This window comes from Bradyrhizobium sp. RP6 (assembly GCF_003837805.1).
Classification (GTDB): Bacteria; Pseudomonadota; Alphaproteobacteria; order Rhizobiales; family Xanthobacteraceae; genus Bradyrhizobium.
Genome location: NZ_RQIT01000006.1, coordinates 58,335 through 74,738 on the forward strand (window position 1 = coordinate 58,335; position 16,404 = coordinate 74,738).

Annotated in this window: 13 protein-coding genes; 2 read left to right on the forward strand and 11 right to left on the reverse strand. The window is 64.1% G+C overall.

Annotated elements, in window-relative coordinates; translation table 11 throughout:
- Positions 1-46 precede the first annotated feature (46 nt).
- From EHH60_RS14525 to rpsT, 10 genes are all read right to left on the reverse strand, one after another.
- Positions 47-886, reverse strand: a complete 840-nt coding sequence (locus EHH60_RS14525; protein WP_124160149.1) for a YkgJ family cysteine cluster protein — start codon at positions 884-886, stop codon at positions 47-49.
- A gap of 90 nt (positions 887-976) precedes the next feature.
- Complete coding sequence (locus EHH60_RS14530; protein WP_124160150.1) at positions 977-1,894, reverse strand: hypothetical protein; 918 nt, start codon at positions 1,892-1,894, stop codon at positions 977-979.
- A 221-nt stretch (positions 1,895-2,115) separates the two neighbouring features.
- Positions 2,116-4,551, reverse strand: a complete 2,436-nt coding sequence (gyrB, locus tag EHH60_RS14535) for a DNA topoisomerase (ATP-hydrolyzing) subunit B (protein ID WP_124160151.1) — start codon at positions 4,549-4,551, stop codon at positions 2,116-2,118.
- A gap of 325 nt (positions 4,552-4,876) precedes the next feature.
- On the reverse strand, positions 4,877-7,024 hold the full coding sequence (locus EHH60_RS14540) for a hypothetical protein (RefSeq protein WP_124160152.1): 2,148 nt from the start codon (positions 7,022-7,024) through the stop codon (positions 4,877-4,879).
- A 140-nt stretch (positions 7,025-7,164) separates the two neighbouring features.
- A complete protein-coding gene (locus EHH60_RS14545; protein WP_124160153.1) occupies positions 7,165-7,908 on the reverse strand; it encodes a hypothetical protein in 744 nt (247 codons plus the stop codon).
- A gap of 110 nt (positions 7,909-8,018) precedes the next feature.
- Positions 8,019-9,155 (reverse strand): DNA replication/repair protein RecF, encoded by a 1,137-nt coding sequence (gene recF / locus EHH60_RS14550; RefSeq protein ID WP_124160154.1) that lies wholly within the window; start codon positions 9,153-9,155, stop codon positions 8,019-8,021.
- A 47-nt stretch (positions 9,156-9,202) separates the two neighbouring features.
- A complete protein-coding gene (locus EHH60_RS14555) occupies positions 9,203-9,490 on the reverse strand; it encodes a GIY-YIG nuclease family protein (protein WP_124160155.1) in 288 nt (95 codons plus the stop codon).
- 56 nt (positions 9,491-9,546) lie between these two features.
- The gene (gene dnaN, locus EHH60_RS14560; RefSeq protein ID WP_124160156.1) at positions 9,547-10,665 is read right to left on the reverse strand and encodes a DNA polymerase III subunit beta; all 1,119 of its coding nucleotides are present in this window, start codon (positions 10,663-10,665) and stop codon (positions 9,547-9,549) included.
- 258 nt (positions 10,666-10,923) lie between these two features.
- Entirely contained in the window at positions 10,924-12,333 is a 1,410-nt protein-coding gene (dnaA, locus tag EHH60_RS14565) for a chromosomal replication initiator protein DnaA (RefSeq protein WP_124160157.1), read from the reverse strand.
- A gap of 1,232 nt (positions 12,334-13,565) precedes the next feature.
- Positions 13,566-13,832 carry a 30S ribosomal protein S20 gene (gene rpsT / locus EHH60_RS14575; RefSeq protein WP_035704405.1) on the reverse strand — a complete coding sequence of 89 codons (267 nt, stop codon included), beginning with the start codon at positions 13,830-13,832 and terminating at the stop codon, positions 13,566-13,568.
- A 424-nt stretch (positions 13,833-14,256) separates the two neighbouring features.
- Here rpsT and EHH60_RS14580 point away from each other — a divergent pair, with 424 nt between their 5' ends.
- Together EHH60_RS14580 and EHH60_RS14590 are read left to right on the forward strand one after the other, a co-directional pair.
- Positions 14,257-14,574 carry a hypothetical protein gene (locus EHH60_RS14580; RefSeq protein ID WP_027563964.1) on the forward strand — a complete coding sequence of 106 codons (318 nt, stop codon included), beginning with the start codon at positions 14,257-14,259 and terminating at the stop codon, positions 14,572-14,574.
- Positions 14,575-14,878: 304 nt separating this feature from the next.
- The gene (locus tag EHH60_RS14590; RefSeq protein WP_124160159.1) at positions 14,879-15,622 is read left to right on the forward strand and encodes a polysaccharide biosynthesis/export family protein; all 744 of its coding nucleotides are present in this window, start codon (positions 14,879-14,881) and stop codon (positions 15,620-15,622) included.
- 74 nt (positions 15,623-15,696) lie between these two features.
- On the opposite strand, the gene EHH60_RS14595 is transcribed toward EHH60_RS14590, so the two are convergent.
- The gene (locus EHH60_RS14595) at positions 15,697-16,179 is read right to left on the reverse strand and encodes a hypothetical protein (RefSeq protein ID WP_124160160.1); all 483 of its coding nucleotides are present in this window, start codon (positions 16,177-16,179) and stop codon (positions 15,697-15,699) included.
- Positions 16,180-16,404 lie beyond the last annotated feature (225 nt).

The following is a 16,404-nucleotide window of genomic DNA, read 5'->3' on the forward strand; positions in this document are numbered from 1 at the left end:
CTGCTCGGTCGCATCCAGGCGGCAACGGGGCGAGTATCACGCGCCATCAAGTGCCGTTCACCTTAATGGTGGGCCTTTCGGCGTCCGAGACGCGAGCCACGAATGAATTTTCACCCCTCGCCCAAAGGTCGATAATTCCGGGATCTTTCCTGATGGCTGCGACCGTTGAAATGAGATCGACATCATCATGCTGAAGGCCAAGATCCTTGAGCATGCCGTTCACGCCACCACGCACTGCGCATCCCATGATCTGCGGCATTCCGTGAGACACGGGTCTTACCTCTCCATTGCCGTGGACTGCCGAATCGAAAGCAGCCTTACAGTTCGCTGCATCAGGAGCAAAATAGCTGCGGCACGCCAGTGGGCGCACCTCATAAATTGAGCAGCTTCCGGTCGCATCGAGCAGCGGACAAGGCTTGCCCGTTTTGGCCCGCGCAAGGTCATCTAGGTTGGCCATCTCCTCCGCGCATTGGTCGAGGATGTCACCTTGCTTGTTTCCCGAGAGGCCCATCTCAACGGCAATCAAAATGGCTTCAGCTATGGAAACTTCGACGTTCTGATGGCAGCAGAATGAGCAGCCTTGGCGACAAGCGATTTGAAGAGAACTTGCGATGTCGCCGTTGAGAGAATCCGCTTGCCCGTATGCGCGATGCTTTGTTAAGCCGAGGATTGCGTTGACCTTTCCGTCGGGGTCCTGCGCTATCAATCTGCGGGCGACTTCAACCAGATCCATCCGGACGCGACCGGCGGTGATGAGCGCCGTCCGGATGACATTCTGATCACCGTCCAGCGGAAACATGGCTGGTACCGGCACGCCGATATCTTGCATAAGCGCTGCAGCGGCTTTGTCAGATTTTGCGGCCTTTCGCCGCTTCGCCTCACCCATTCCAACCTCCGAGTTTCGTCAATAAGCACAGGCGAGCCCGTGTCACAGTCGACTAGCGCCTTAGTGTGGCCCCGGGTCAGGATCATCAGGTCACGGATTTTCTGGTCCTGCGAGAACATCTGTCGCTGTCCATCGACCATCCGCTTCGACAGCCACATATTCTCTGTCCCACACTCCCCATTTCTGAGGCATCGCGATCTCGGCTCTAGGATTGTGGACCAGGGTCAAAGGGCGCTGGTCGCGAGACATGTTTCCAATGCTAACACGTGACCAAATTATTCCTGAGATATGTCCGAAGGGGCCGTCAAGAAAGGCTGTGCGCGGGATCGGGTCGCCCTCACGGGCGATCTCGAGCGAAGTCTCAAATCCCTGACCGACTTGCTCGCCGGTCGCTCTATCAATCGAGACGTATTCCGCGCCGATCGGGAATACAGATGAAAGAACGAGCGGAAGCCGATTATCCTGAATTTGGACGCCAAATCTGCCGCCACCGATGGCAACCATCCGGACATCATCTTTGCCGATCACGCCCTCTTTAAGATATCGCGTGATGACGTTGCTCTTCGTCCAAAGCGCGCTGGTGATGCGCAGCTGTGCCTGTCGAACTGGAACAGGGGCAAAGCCTCCACCTTCATTGAGAGGCTTCAGCTCAGTTACGCGATCAGGGCCTGGTACGCCCCGATCAGGCGCAATCGCTTCGATCCAGAGTTTTTTGCCACCTTCGAGCACGCAGATGTCAGGTTGGCCGCCTCTCAGCAACCGCTCGCTTGTCGGGAGGAGCTGTTTCCCAGCTTTCAGTAGCGAGCAGCCGATGTACATCTCCCAAAAGCGGCCGTCCGGATCCCGAGCAAATCCGTCCTTGAAATCGGGATCAGCGTAGGGGGCGTAAGTCGTCCAAAGTTCGTCTATTTGGGAAACGAGTTCCTTTTCAGCGGCAAACTCCGCACGGCATAGGTTCTTGTACCCCAGATGAAGGTTTTCCCCGTCAACATCAAACAAAGTGGCCATTCTGTTGATCCGCTGAAGGCGTAACGCCGCGCGACCCCGACGCCGCTAGGTAAACGAATTGCTTAAAATGCAAAGGCGCGGTCAACTATAAGACGCGCCAAGTTCACGTACCTCGATCTATCTCAGGTAGCAAGCCGGTGAGTCAGGGTTGTGCGTTATTTGAGTCAGACAAATGCGTTGTAGAGTCAGTGAAATGCGTTACCCGACAGAAGCCAACCGCCCTAGATATCGATCGTCGCGCTGAGCGAGTGTTCCTGGATGAAGTCGCGGCGCGGCTCGACCACGTCACCCATCAGCTTGGTGAAGATGTCGTCGGCCTCGTCGACCTCCTTGACCTTCACCTGGAGCAGCGACCGCGCGTCGGTGTCGAGCGTGGTCTCCCAGAGCTGCTCCGGATTCATCTCGCCGAGACCTTTGTAGCGCTGGAGCGTGACGCCCTTGCGACCGGCGTCGGTGACGGCCTCGAACAGGTCGACCGGGCCGTAGACCATGTGCTCGACGTCCTTGCGCCTCAGCTTGCCGGGGCGGGCATAAACGTCCTGGAGCTTCACGGTGTATTCGTCGAGCTTGCGCGCCTCGAGCGAGCCGAGAAAGGCGTCGTCGATGACGGCGGCTTCCTTGACGCCGCGCACCGTGCGCTCGAACCGGAAGCCCTGACCTTCCACGTACTGGCCGATCCAGCCGCGCTCGACCTCCTCGGACTGATTGTCGAGGCGGCCGGCGATATATTGCGCTGCCGCCGCAGCTTTCTCCGGATCGCCGTAGATCGCCTTGTTCAGCACGCCGGTGATCGCGGCCTGCTCGATCACCTTGCGATTGTAGCGGCTGTGCAAATTGCGCAAAACACTGCGGACGACGCGGGCATCCTCGACCAGCGAACGCAGGTCGCGGCCGGTGCGGTCGCCGCCGGCGCCGGGAAGGAATACGCAGTCGTCGAGGCCGGTGTCGATCAGATAGTCTTCCAGTGCCCGCTCGTCCTTCAGGTACTGCTCGGACTTGCCTCTGCTGACCTTATAGAGCGGCGGCTGGGCGATATAGAGATAGCCGCCGTCGATGATCTCACGCATCTGGCGGTAGAAGAAGGTGAGCAGCAGCGTGCGGATGTGAGCGCCGTCGACGTCGGCGTCCGTCATCACGATGATCTTGTGATAGCGCAGCTTCTCGATCGAGAATTCGTCGCTGATGCCGGTGCCGAGCGCGGTGATCAACGTGCCGATCTGCTCCGAGGAGAGCATCTTGTCGGGCCGCACGCGTTCGACGTTGAGGATCTTGCCGCGCAGCGGCAGCACCGCCTGGAATTCGCGGTTGCGGCCCTGCTTGGCGCTGCCGCCTGCCGAGTCGCCCTCGACGATGAACAGTTCGGATTTGGCCGGATCCTTTTCCTGGCAGTCGGCGAGCTTGCCCGGCAGCGAGGAGACGGAAAGCGGGCTCTTGCGGGTCAGCTCGCGCGCTTTTCGCGCGGCTTCGCGCGCCGCCGCGGCCTGGATCACCTTGCCGACGATCATCTTGGCTTCGCTCGGGTGCTCCTCGAACCAGGTCTGGAGCGCCTCGTTGAGGACGTTCTCGACCACGGGACGCACTTCCGAGGACACCAGCTTGTCCTTGGTCTGCGACGAGAATTTCGGATCGGGCACCTTCACCGACAGCACGGCGGTAAGGCCTTCGCGGCAATCGTCGCCCGTCAGCGCGATCTTTTCCTTCTTGGCGTTGGCCTCGGCATAGCCGTTGACCTGGCGCGTCAGCGCGCCGCGGAAACCGGCGAGATGCGTGCCGCCGTCGCGTTGCGGGATGTTGTTGGTGAAGCACAGCACGTTCTCGTGGTAGCTGTCGTTCCACCACAGCGCGGCCTCGACGCCGATGCCGTTGGCTTCCGCGCGCACCATGATCGGGGCCGGCACGATCGGGCTCTTGTTGCGGTCGAGGTATTTGACGAACTCCTCGACGCCGCCGGAATAGTGCATCTCCTCGCGCCTCTCGACCGCATGACGCATGTCGGAGAGGATGATGTTGACGCCGGAATTGAGGAAAGCGAGCTCGCGCAGGCGGTGCTCGAGCGTGGCAAAATCGTATTCGACGTTCTTGAACGTCTCGGTCGAGGCCAGGAACGTCACCTCGGTGCCGCGCCTGCCGGGCGCATCGCCGACCACCTTCAGCGGTGCGACGGCATCGCCATGGGCGAACTCGATATAGTGCTCCTTGTTGTCGCGCCAGATGCGCAGGCCCAGCTTGCTGGACAGCGCGTTGACGACGGAGACGCCGACGCCGTGCAGGCCGCCGGAGACCTTGTAGGAGTTCTGGTCGAACTTACCGCCGGCGTGCAGCTGGGTCATGATGACCTCGGCCGCCGAGATGCCTTCGCCCTTGTGGATGTCGACGGGAATGCCGCGGCCGTCGTCGCGCACGGTGACGGAATTGTCGGAATTGAGGATCACTTCGACGCGCGTGGCATGGCCTGCGAGCGCTTCGTCGATCGCGTTGTCGACGACCTCGTAGACCATGTGGTGCAGGCCCGAGCCGTCGTCGGTGTCGCCGATATACATGCCCGGGCGCTTGCGGACGGCGTCCAGACCCTTGAGCACGCGGATCGATTCCGCGCCGTATTCGCTCGCGGTAGAGGGCTCGTTTTCGGCAGCAGGCTGCCGAGCAGGTTCTGTCATGAGAGGCCTTCGAGATGTCGCCCGAATCAGCGGCTCAAAAGGCGCTGATTTGCGGGGCTATTTGTGCCATGAAAGACCGCTTGCGCCTAGCGCAAAGTATCTCCCGGCAACCCTTTGAACAGATAGGGTTTTTAGGCCGCTTTTCAAGGCTTTTGGAGGGCGATTTCCGGCACTGCAAAAAGCGCGATTCGAGGGGCCGTTTCGGGCGTTGCAAGACGTGGATTTTGCGGGGGCGGGAAGTGGTTCCGAACAGTCTTGGCCGTGACATGCGGAGGCGTTCCGCAGGCCCGGCCGTGCGCTACGCCGTGCTGGAAGGCGGTGCGCCTCAGTACATCTGAAGCGGGAGCACGTCTCCGCCTGGCCCCACCAGGAGGCCCCAGGCCTCGCCGGCCGCAACGGTCAGCGCTTCGGTGCGGGCCCGGCGTCCGGGCAGGCGCAGCGCGTAAAGGTACTTGCCGGGCGGCAGGTCGAGCATCGGGCCCTTCGGCGATTGCGGGCCGCCGGCGCCGGCCGCGATCTTCACCGTCTGCTTGTTGATCGTCAGCGAGGCCTCGTTCGGTCCCATATTTCCGAGCATAAGCCGCGCCTGGCCTGCTTTCGGCACGATGTCGGCCTTGGCCGCGGCATCCGAATTCTTCTGCGCCAGATTGACCGTGGTCTCGCCCTTGGCGCGACCGAGCTTGAGCACGGCCGGGCCTTGCGGCGAGGTGAAGTCGATCTGTGCGCGTTCTGCGGACACGGTCGCGCCATCGGTCTTCTCCTGCCAGCCGAGCTTGGACAGCTCCGCACGGTAGAAGGCGAGGACGTCGCCGAGCGGGGCGGGAATGCTGGCCGCCAACTCGCGGCGGAACGGCATCTCGCTGCCCGGCATCTTGGTGGTGGCCAGCGATTTCGACGAACGCTGCGTCGGCACCGGCAGTGGGGAGTCAGGATCGGGCTTGAGCGGCTCGGAGGATCTGGCCTGCAGCTCCGCGCTCGCCGCTGGCCTGGCCGCTTCCGTCACCAGGCCAGATCCGTCGGCGCGGACCTTCACCTTCGGGCCCATCTGCATCACGGTCATCGAGATCGACTTGCCGCCCCTGGAGAATGCCATCACCGCCATGTTGGGCTGGTTGATGACGGAGGGCTGCTCCTTCCAGCCCGCAGTCTTCAGCGTCGTGCGGTAGAACGTGCTGAGCGCCTTTACGGTCGAGGACGAAGAGAATTCCAGCCGGCCGTCGCCACCCTCGAACGTCACGGCCTCGGCAGTCGCGGGCAGCGGCACCGGCGTCTTGCTGTCGGCGAGCGCATTGAGCGGCGCATCGGATAGGGCGACAGCCTGCGCCTTGCGCCTGGCCTCATCAGCGGCAATGAGCTGCTGAGCCGCACCCAACGCATCGCCAAGGAACTTCTCGTCGGCCTCCTTCTTCGCCCTGGCGCGGCCGGCAAGCGCCGATTCCTTCACCTGCGCGGTCAGGCTGATCATCGTGAAATCGTATTTGCGGCCGAGTCGCAGCACGCCGTTTTCCTCCGCCGAGGAAATCCTGATCGCGACCTCGTCGCCGGGGGCGAGGGGCGCGCTGCCATCCTCCTGCCAGCCGCGCGCGGCGAGCTCGCGATGATAGAAGGCGAGCACGGCAGGCAGCTCGGCCATCGCCGCTGCCGCCATCTCGCGCTTGTTGGAGCTCGCGCTGCCCAGGCTCCGCGCGGATTTGGTCGGCTTGGGCCGCGGCAGGCCGGCCATGTCGTCGTCGGCCTGAAGTACCTCCGGCTGCGCGAACGGCGCCACCCGGATCTCGACATTGGTGCGGCCGTCGTCGCGGCGTGTCAGGGTCAGCATGACCGGCTTCTGCTTGTAGAACTGCGTCGTGTCGCCGTCGGGATGGTCGTAGAAGACGCGTACGCCGTTCGGGACGGTCTCGGCGAGATCGGCGTTCGGCCAGCGCGCCGCCGTCTCTGGCGTGAGCTTCCGCCAGCCCATCGTTGCCATCTCCTTGGCGAAGAAGGCCGAGGTCGCCTCGAGCGCGCCGGGCGCGATGCAGCCGAGATAGGGCCGGGTCTCGTCGAACACGAGTTCGGTCGCGCCGTCCGGAAACGGCACATTGGAATAGATCCGGTTCGGCGTGTAGGACACGACGGACTGGCCGCGGGCCTGCGTGAAGGAGGCACGGAGCCCCTGCGGTCCCTTCTTGAAGTTCAGCGCGGAGTTCTTCTCGTCCAGCGGATACACATAGGGCACCCAGCCGTCCGCGCTCAGCAGCTTCCTCGTGGCTTCCGACGTGGCTGCCACCCCGGTCGGCACGGCGTACGTCGCACGGTAGGTGTCCGGGCGCGAAGTGTCCTCCACCGCGCCGTCCATCCGCGGCAAGGCATGGACGTCGACGATGCCCTCGTCGGCTGCGCTCGCGGGACGTGGAGCGCTCACCATTGCGATGACGCACGCAAGCAGCAGCCATCTTGCCGGGACTTGCGCCCCGCGCCGGATCATCGGCATCGTCAAAGCTCCCGGATCTTGGCGCGTCGTCATGCTCGCGCAATTGCAGGCTGCGACACCGTCGGCGCGGCCTCAGACGAGAAGTCGCGGCAGGAACCGGTCAGGTTCAACAGGCGCAGTGGGCGAACAGCAGACACGGTTCAATACAGCTGGAGCGGCGGCCACGTCTCTCCGTCGCGCCCGACCGTGAGCTCCCAGGCATCGCCAGCTGCGACGGTGAGCACGCTCGTCGTGGCCGGACGGCCCGGCGCGCCCAGCCTGTAGGCGTATTTGCCGGGTACGAGGTCCAGCGCGACGGCGTTCGCGCCGGCTGGTCGCGGGATGCTCCGCTCGTTGATCTCGAGCACGGCTTCGCTCTCGCCGATGTTGCTGAACACCAGCTTCGCCTGGCCGGGTTCGGGCAGGACGTTCGCCCGGGACGCGACATTCGAATTCTTCTGCGCGAGACGGACCGCGGTGCTGCCGCCGTTGCGTTCGAGCTCCAGCGTTGCCGGTCCGATCGGGGAGACGAAGGCGAGGCGCGCGCGATCGGCGGTGACCTCGGCGTCATCCTGCCGTTCCTGCCAGCCGAGCTTTCGAAGCTCGGCTCGATAGAAGGCGAGGACGTCACTGAGCGCTGCGGGCACGCGGGCTTCGAGCCTGGTCCGGAGCGGAGCTTCGATGCCGGGCATCACGGTGGTGTGGATCCCACGATAAGTGTAGCGGGTCGGTGCGGGCAGCTTGGCAGCGGGATCCAGCGTGAGCGCGGCCGAGAACAACGGCGGCAGGTTCGACACGAAGGCGCCGGCGCCTGCCGCGAGCAGGCAGCTCGCGACGAGAGCGAGGCCGCACGCAACAAGCTGCCATCGTGCCGGAGCTTGCGCCCCACGCTCCACCGTCGCCATGCTCTTGCTCCAAAGGATATCGCGCGTGTCTGAAATCCTGCGCGATGGCGGCGTCCAGCAGCCACAAGCAGCTAGTCGCTGATGGAAACGGGCGGGTTCAATGTGGCGGCCTAGCTTCGGGCCGAGACTCGTCCGCTCTCGACGTCAAAGACTTCGCCGCCCGCGCCGATCTCGGTGAAGGCGGCAGGATCCGCACCGGTCAGCCACACCTGCGCGCCGAGCTTCTTCAGCTCTTCGAACAGTGCCGCACGGCGGTTCGGATCGAGATGCGCAACCACCTCGTCGAGCAGCAGCAGCGGCACGATGCCGGTCATCTCGGCGACCAGCGTCGCATGCGCGAGCACGAGCCCGATCAGGAGCGCCTTCTGCTCGCCGGTCGAGGCATCGCGCGCCGGCATGCTCTTGGGCGCATAGATGACCTGCAGATCGGTGAGATGCGGGCCGTCGGTGGTGCGGCCGGCAATCGCATCGCGCGGGCGGTTGTCGCGCAGGATCTGGCGGTAGCGGTCCTCGACCGAGGTCGCGGTCTCCTCGAGCAGCGCGTTCTCCATCCAGCCGTCGAGCGCGATTTGCGCCGAGGGGAAGGCGGATTCCTGCGCGCGCGCGTTGAGCATGCCGGTGAGCCTTGCTGCGGTCTGGCCGCGGGTTGCCGCGACCGCGACCGCAAGCTCAGCCGTCTCGCGCTCGATCGCGTCACACCAATGGTCGTCGTAGTTGCGCGTCTCCAGCAGGCGGTTGCGCGAACGCAGCGAGCGCTCGAGTGCGTTGATGCGGCTGGAATGCTCGCTGTCGATGGCGAGCACCAGGCGGTCGAAGAAGCGCCGCCGCTCGGAGGCTGCACCCATGAACAACCCGTCCATCGCCGGCGTCAGCCACACCATGCGGATGTGATCGCCGAAGGCGCTGGCCGAACCGACCGGCTCGCGGTCGATGCGGCAGCGCCGGCTGACGGACGCGTCGGGGCGCGGCGCGTCGATGCCGGTGCCGAGCGTCGCCAGCCCCAGCGCGCCCTCGACCTGCGCCGACACCGCCCAGGAGCCGTCGCCCTGGTTGTCGGCGACGTCCTCCAGCGTCGCCCGCCGCAGGCCGCGTCCCGGCGACAGGAACGAGATCGCCTCGATGCAATTGGTCTTGCCCGCCCCGTTCGGCCCGACCAGCGCCACCATGTCAGCCGCCGTCTCGAGCCCCGCGGCCCGATAATTGCGAAAATGCGTCAGCGTCAGGCGATGAATGCGGGAGGGGGTCATGTTACTTCTGTCATTGCCGGGCTTGACCCGGCAACCCATCGCCCGCTTCAGCGGGCAATTTCATCATATAGGTCTTGCCACGCGGGATTGCCCTTCACGATCAAATCGATCTTCCACTCGCGCGACCAGTGCTTCATGTTCTGTTCGCGTTGGAGGGCAGCGGCGATCGTGTCGTGTGCCTCGAAATAGACCAGGGTCTTCACCCCATAGCGTTTGGTGAAACCGTCTGCCAGCCCTTCGCGGTGCTCATAAACGCGTCTAACTAGATTGTTGGTGACGCCGATATAGAGTGTTCCACCGGGTTTGCTGGCGAGGATGTACACCCAATAAGTCATCTTGTTTGATGGATGGCCGGGTCAAGCCCGGCCATGACGAGAAGAGAAAAAGCCCCTCACACCCGCATCGGCATCAGCACGTACAGGGCGCTCTTGTCGTCGCGGTCCTGCACCAGGGTCGGCGAGCCGGGGTCGGCGAGCTTCAGGGTTGCGACGTCGCCTTCGATCTGGGCGGCGATATCGAGGAGATAGCGGGAGTTGAATCCGATATCGAGGGCGTCGGAGGCGTATTCGACCTCCAGCTCTTCGGTCGCGCTGCCGGAATCCGGATTGGTCACCGACAGCACCAGCTTGCCGGGCGACAGCGACAGCTTCACCGCCCGCCCGCGCTCGCTGGAGATCGTCGAGACGCGGTCGACCGCGTTCTCGAAATCCTTCTTGTCGACGACGAGCTCCTTGTCGTTGCCTTGCGGGATGACGCGGCCGTAGTCGGGGAAGGTGCCGTCGATCAGCTTCGAGGTCAGCACCACATTGCCGATGGTGAAGCGGATCTTGGCCTGCGACAGCTCGATCGTCATTTCGGCCTCGCTGTCCTCGATCAGGCGCTGCACCTCGCCGACGGTCTTGCGCGGCACGATGACGCCGGGCATGCCCTCGGCGCCCTTGGGCTGCACCAGGTCGAGCTGGGCGAGGCGGTGGCCGTCGGTGGCGACGCCGCGCAGGGTGGCGGCCTTGGGCGTGCCGGCGGCGTGCAGATAGATGCCGTTGAGATAGTAGCGCGTCTCCTCGGTCGAGATCGCGAACTGGGTGCGGTCGATCAGCCGCTTGACGTCCTTGGCGGGGAGCGAGAAGGAGTGCGACATGTCGCCGGCGGCCAGATCCGGGAAATCGTTCTCCGGCAGCGTCTGCAGCGTGAAGCGCGAGCGGCCGGCGCGGATCGCCAGCACGGCGCGGTCGCCGTCGGCCTCCAGCACGATCTGCGAGCCATCGGGCAGCTTGCGCACGATGTCGTAGAACATGTGCGCCGGGACGGTGGTGGAACCGGCAGTGGCGGTTTCCGCCGGCAGCGTCTCCGTCACCTCGAGGTCGAGGTCGGTCGCTTTCAGCGACAATTTAGCGTTCTCGGCGCGGACCAGCACGTTGCCGAGGATGGGAATCGTGTTGCGGCGCTCGACCACGCGGTGGACATGGCCCAGCGACTTCAGGAGTTGCGCGCGTTCGACCGTAACCTTCATTGCACTACTCGCCCGATCCCCAAGGAAAACACAGCGTTGAGAAGGCCGGGCGGCGGGACGCGCGCCACGGCACCGAAGACCCCGAAAAGCCGGATCAACCCCCCGATATGACCAAAGCCGTCAGGGTCGCGCAAGGTGGCCCGGATGGCCCCCGGATTCAAGGGATTGCGGCCAGTTCCCCACGATTTACCGTCCCAGAACGAAGACCGCCGCCCAGGCAAGGCCGGGGCGGCGGGAGCAGGGCGGGAGCCTAGGCCTTCATTCTTGGAGCTGGCGCTTCAGCGACTCGACCTCTTCCGACAGCGCGGTGTCCTTGGAGACCAGCGCCTCGATCTTGCGCACGGCGTGCAGCACGGTGGTGTGGTCCCGTCCGCCGAAGCGGCGGCCGATCTCGGGCAGCGAGCGCAGGGTCAGCGTCTTGGCGAGATACATCGCCACCTGGCGCGGGCGGACCACGTTGGCGGTGCGGCGCGAGGACAGCAGGTCGGAGCGGCTGACATTATACTGCCGCGCCACCACGCGCTGGATGTCCTCGATCTTGATCCGCTTCGGCTCCTGCGGCCGCACCAGGTCGCGCACCTCGTGCTCCGCCATCTCCAGCGTCACCGGCCGGTTGTTGAGCTTGGAATGCGCGAGCAGACGGTTGATCGCGCCTTCGAGGTCGCGGCCGTTATGAGTGATGGTGCGCGCCAGATAATGCAGCACCTCCTCGGGCACCTCGAACGTCGCATGATGGGCCCGGGCAGCCGCGACACGCGACTTGAGGATGCCGTGGCGCAGCTCCTCGCCGAGCGAGCCCATTTCGACCACGAGCCCGCCGGCCAGTCGCGAACGCACGCGGTCATCGAGGCTTTCGAGGTCGGACGGCGGACGGTCGGCTGCGATCACGACCTGGCGGCCGGCGTCGATCAGCGCGTTCAGCGTGTGACAGAACTCGGCCTGCGTCGACTTGCCCTGGAGAAACTGGAGATCGTCGATCACGAGCACGTCGATGCCGCGCAGCGCTTCCTTGAAGGCCAGCGCCGTCTGCGTCTTCAGCGCGGCGACGAAGCCGTACATGAATTTTTCGGCGGTGAGATAAAGCACCTTGCGCTCGTTGCCGGAATTGCCGGCCCAGGTCACCGCCTGGAGCAGATGCGTCTTGCCGAGGCCGACGCCGGCATGGATGTAGAGCGGGTTGAACATCACGGGATCGCCGCGGCGACCTTCGGCGACCTGGCGTGCGGCCGCATGCGCCAGCGTGTTGGAGCGGCCGACGACGAAGCTCGCGAAGGTCAGGCGCGGATCGAGCGGCGAGCCGCCGAGCGCGTCGTGATTGGCCGAGACCGGCGCGGTCGCGGTCGAGCGCAGCTCCGGCGTCGGCGCGCGGCGCGCCTCGATCGGCGCGGGCGCTTCCTTCGCCTGCACCACCGGGCGCACGGCGGAACGAACGGTGAGGTCGATGCGATGCACTTCCGGCATCTCGGCCTGCCAGCACGACAGCACGCGCTCGGCATAGTGCGCCTGGATCCAGCTCTTCAGGAAACGCGTCGGCACCGACAGCCGCACGCTCTCGTCCTGCACGCCTTCCAGATCCATGCGTGCAAACCAGCTCGTGTAAACGTCCTCGCCAACGCTCGAGCGCAGCCGACCCTTCACGCGTGACCAGCGATCCTGTTCCATTGTCATCGTCAGAAAACTTCTCTTGAGAGATTTAGTTTCGTTGTGAGCGCCACGCAGGGTTCCTGCCACGGTCCCTGAATTGGCGCGACCTCAAGCGAGTCCATCGTCAGGCATGGCTCGACCGTTCGGCGCGGACGCCGCAGGTCAGATCAGCGATGTCTGGGGATGGAGGGGTCGCGAGGTCAGCGCGTACTCGGCGCTCTGTCACACGCGGGAGGCTGGATATCCGACGGAGCTAGAACGGCATCATTGGAATGGGAAACTTGCTTCAATACCGCGTTGAGTCCGTAAGACATGATACCTCCCCGTCCTGCCGTGATCACTCACGACAAGGTCCTGCGTGTCCTGAAGACAACCGCGCCGTACTCCTGTCGCGGATGCCTGCCCAATGTACTGGTCGTCCGCTCGACGTCGCCACCTTGCGCGCGCCGGGGTAGCATTGCGATGTCTCTCATACTGCGCCGGGCGCGAGCGGGAAGATCCCGCCTGGAGACATTCAGACAAACAGCTACCATTCCCATATTACTATGGGTTTCGAACCGACATCGCTTTTTGAAGCGTCGCCTACGTGCACACCGCCGCCGATTTGCACGTTCGCCCCGTTTCCTAAACCGCACTGGTCTGAAGATCGTGGGCGCCGCGGACGACTTAAGGAATACACTAAGCGGAAAGACTCGCAACGGAATTGATTCACACTTGAGGCGTCAAAAAACTTGACCTCGGTTAACGCCGCGCGCGACTTGTTCACAGGCTCCGAAGCAAGTTTTTGAATCCGTGCACAGAATCGAGACTGTCTCGCATCGTGTGACATTTCTCGACCACCGCCAAATTTTTTTTACAAATTCGTCACGCACGCTACGCGCGAGCGAATTTTCCAAATGCTTGTCGCTGCTATGTTGATAAGTGATTATTGGTGCACCGCTTTTCGAGACTGGTTTTGCAGGGTAACTCCAAGGCCGCGCGCCCCAGTGAATCTACGGTATGCAGGCCTCTCCTCCGTCGCCGATTCAATTCGAGCCCGCCGCGCAGGGGTTTTTGCAACGCGGTGAAGCCTCCGCCGTTGCAGGACATCGGCAATCAAAACGGCGGGACGAAAAATAACGCTGGCGATGCAAATCGTCCAACATCCGACCTCGCGTGACCGCTTGCGTGAATATGACAGTCAACAAAAAAGCCCGGCGCGATGCCGGGCTGTTTGACGCGCTGACCGGGTCGACCGATCAGATGGTGTCGCGAGATTACTTCGCGAGCTTGGCGATCTGCGCGGTGAGGCGCGAGACTTTGCGGCTGGCGTTGTTCTTGTGAATGATGTTGCGCTGGGCGGCGCGCATCAGAGCGGGCTCGGCAGTCGCGAGGGCCTTCACGGCAGCGGCGCGATCGCCGGTCTTGATGGCTTCCTCGACGGTGCGCACGGCGCCGCGCATCTGAGTGCGGCGCGACTTGTTGACGGCAGTGCGGCGGGCGATCTTGCGCGTCGCTTTCTTGGCGGAAGTGGTATTGGCCATGGTCTCAATATCCTTTGCGGGTACCGGTCGCGTCTTGGTCGGGTAGCGCCGGCTTGCTTGACCGCGTAATCGACGCTCGGATTTAGGGTGTTCGGTTGCTGGGCCGTTCCCGGAACATGAGCGACGGCCTTGCGGCCGTCTCCGAGGCTCCAAAGAGTCTTCAAGCTCGAGAGAGAGTCTTCAAGCTCAAGGTGCCTGCAACTGCTCAAAGAACAGCGGCGGCAGGATTGCGCCCACCGCCAATTGGCGCCCTTATAGAGAGGGTCTGTGGCACCGTCAACGCTTTCGGGAGCCGGGTATCCGGTCTTTGATGGCCTGGATGGAGCCGTAACGCCCTGAAGAGGTTGAATTTCTGCCGTCGCCCGGCTATTGGCTGGCAACGTTCTAAGAGGTCGTCCGGTCGGACGGCCATCGTAGGTGTGGCATGATCCGCGGCTTTTTCCGACTGATTGGGCTGTTGTTGCTCGCCGGCGGGTTCATCTTCATGGTCTATGATGGAGCCCGCTGGGTGGCCGACCAGACCCTCAGGTTCACCCGGTTCGGCCAGTTCTGGAACGACATCAATCAGGCCAGCCAGTCGGCCTTCCGCACCTGGGTCGAGGCCAAGGCGCCCTGGCTCTGGACCTCGGTGATCCGCCTGGTACTGGATCAGCCGGTCTTCGCCGTGCTCGGCATTCTGGGCATTCTCCTGATGATCCTGTTCCGCCCGCGCAAGCCGTTGATCGGCTATTCCCGGGATTGAGCGCGCGCGAGCCGCGTTGCGGAGCTGCGTCTTACCCTCCCCTCGAGGCAGGGCAATCGCATCTGAAAGTTGCAGAGGTCGTCATGCCCGGGCTTGTCCCGGGCATCCACGTTCTTTGTGCTGCGTGGATAGGCGTGGATGGCCGGGACAAGCCCGGCCATGACGGCTGCGGAGACAGCCGGTGCCCTGGCCACATCTCGTATGCCCCTCCAGGGGAGGGTGGCATCGTCATCCCCCCACTCAACGCTTTGTTAACCATAACCGGTGCATCACTGGAGCCGTCTCGTTTCGAGGGATAGGTCCGGTGCCGGTTGCACGCGCGTTTCGATGGTCGATCTTGGCAGCGTCCCTGGCAGCGTCCGCCGCGCTTGCCCTTGGCGGCTGCATGCAGACCGCCGGTCCCGTCGCAGTGATGCAGCCCCGTCCCGATCTCGACTCCATGGCCTATGGCCAGCCCTACAGTGCGCCGCAGCCGGTCGTCGTCGCCAACAACGGCGGCGGCGCCATCGCGGCGTTGAGCAACTCCTTTGCCTCGTCGCCCGCGCCCATGCCGGTCGGCTACGCCGCGCCGATGACGGTGCGCAATGGCGCCTCCTATCATCTCGACGCCGGCGACAAGCTTCGCGTCGTGGTCTACGGCCAGGAAGGTCTCACCAACAGCTATTCGATCGACGCCGGCGGCTCCATCACCATGCCGCTGATCGGCGCCGTGTCGGCGCGCGGCCGCACCACCGCAGGTCTGGCCGGCGAGATCGCCGCGCGCCTGCGCAACGGCTATATCCGCGAGCCGTCCGTAGCGGTCGAGATCGAGACTTATCGCCCGTTCTTCATTCTCGGCGAGGTCCTCGCGCCCGGCCAATATCCTTACGTGCCGAACATGACGGTCGAGAGCGCGGTCGCCATTGCCGGCGGCTTCTCGCCGCGCGCCAAGCGCGACGTGGTCACCGTCACGCACACCGAGAACGGCGGCTCCATGCGCGCCGTGGTGCCGCTCGGCACGCCCCTGAATCCCGGCGACACCGTGTTCGTCGGCGAGCGCTGGTTCTAGGGCCACAGCCGCTCCCTTTCTTAGTCATTCCGGGGCGCGCCGAAAAGTTGCGAGCCCGGAATGACGGCGGAATCTCACCTTCGAAAATCCAGCCGCCCGTTCGGAAAACATCCGTCGATTCTGTCAGCATCGACCACGCGCCCGACCCAGGGCCGGGTGATCGCCGGTGTGGTCAGATTGATGTATTTTCCGAGCAGGCGATCTAAGCCGTCGCGCGCCGCGTCGATCAATCCGTGTCGGCGGCCATTGTCCCAGTCGAAGCGCAGATAGATCCGGCCGCCCGCGACGCGGATCTCCGCGCGGCCCTGCTTCCACTTGTCCGGCGTATCGCCAGCGATAGTGGGATCGGCGCCGCCATTCCAGCGGCTCAGCCAGGCGCCCTCGAGCGGATCGGAGGGCGTCGCGACGGGTGCCCATGCCGGTGCGTTGACGTCGGCGGCATCGCCGGACAGTAAAGCGGTTGCGGCATAATCCTTCACCTCGGAATCATCGGGGGACGGGACGTCCAAGGTTCCGAAAGGATTGCGGATGTTGAGATGCGTGATGGCTTGCTGCATGCCGAATCTCCCGGCGTGAGTTGGCTTGATCAGCCTGCTCTATCGCCGGGCGGTGCAATGCAGCCACCCGATTCCTGCTCTGAGGGTGACGCAGCCCTCTCCCCCTTCATTCCGGGCGCGCGATAGCGCGAGCCCGGAATCCATTCCACGACCACCTCTGACGCCCGATGGATTCCGGGTTCGACGCTGACGCGTCGCCCCGGAATGACGGTGGAGAGGGGCCCA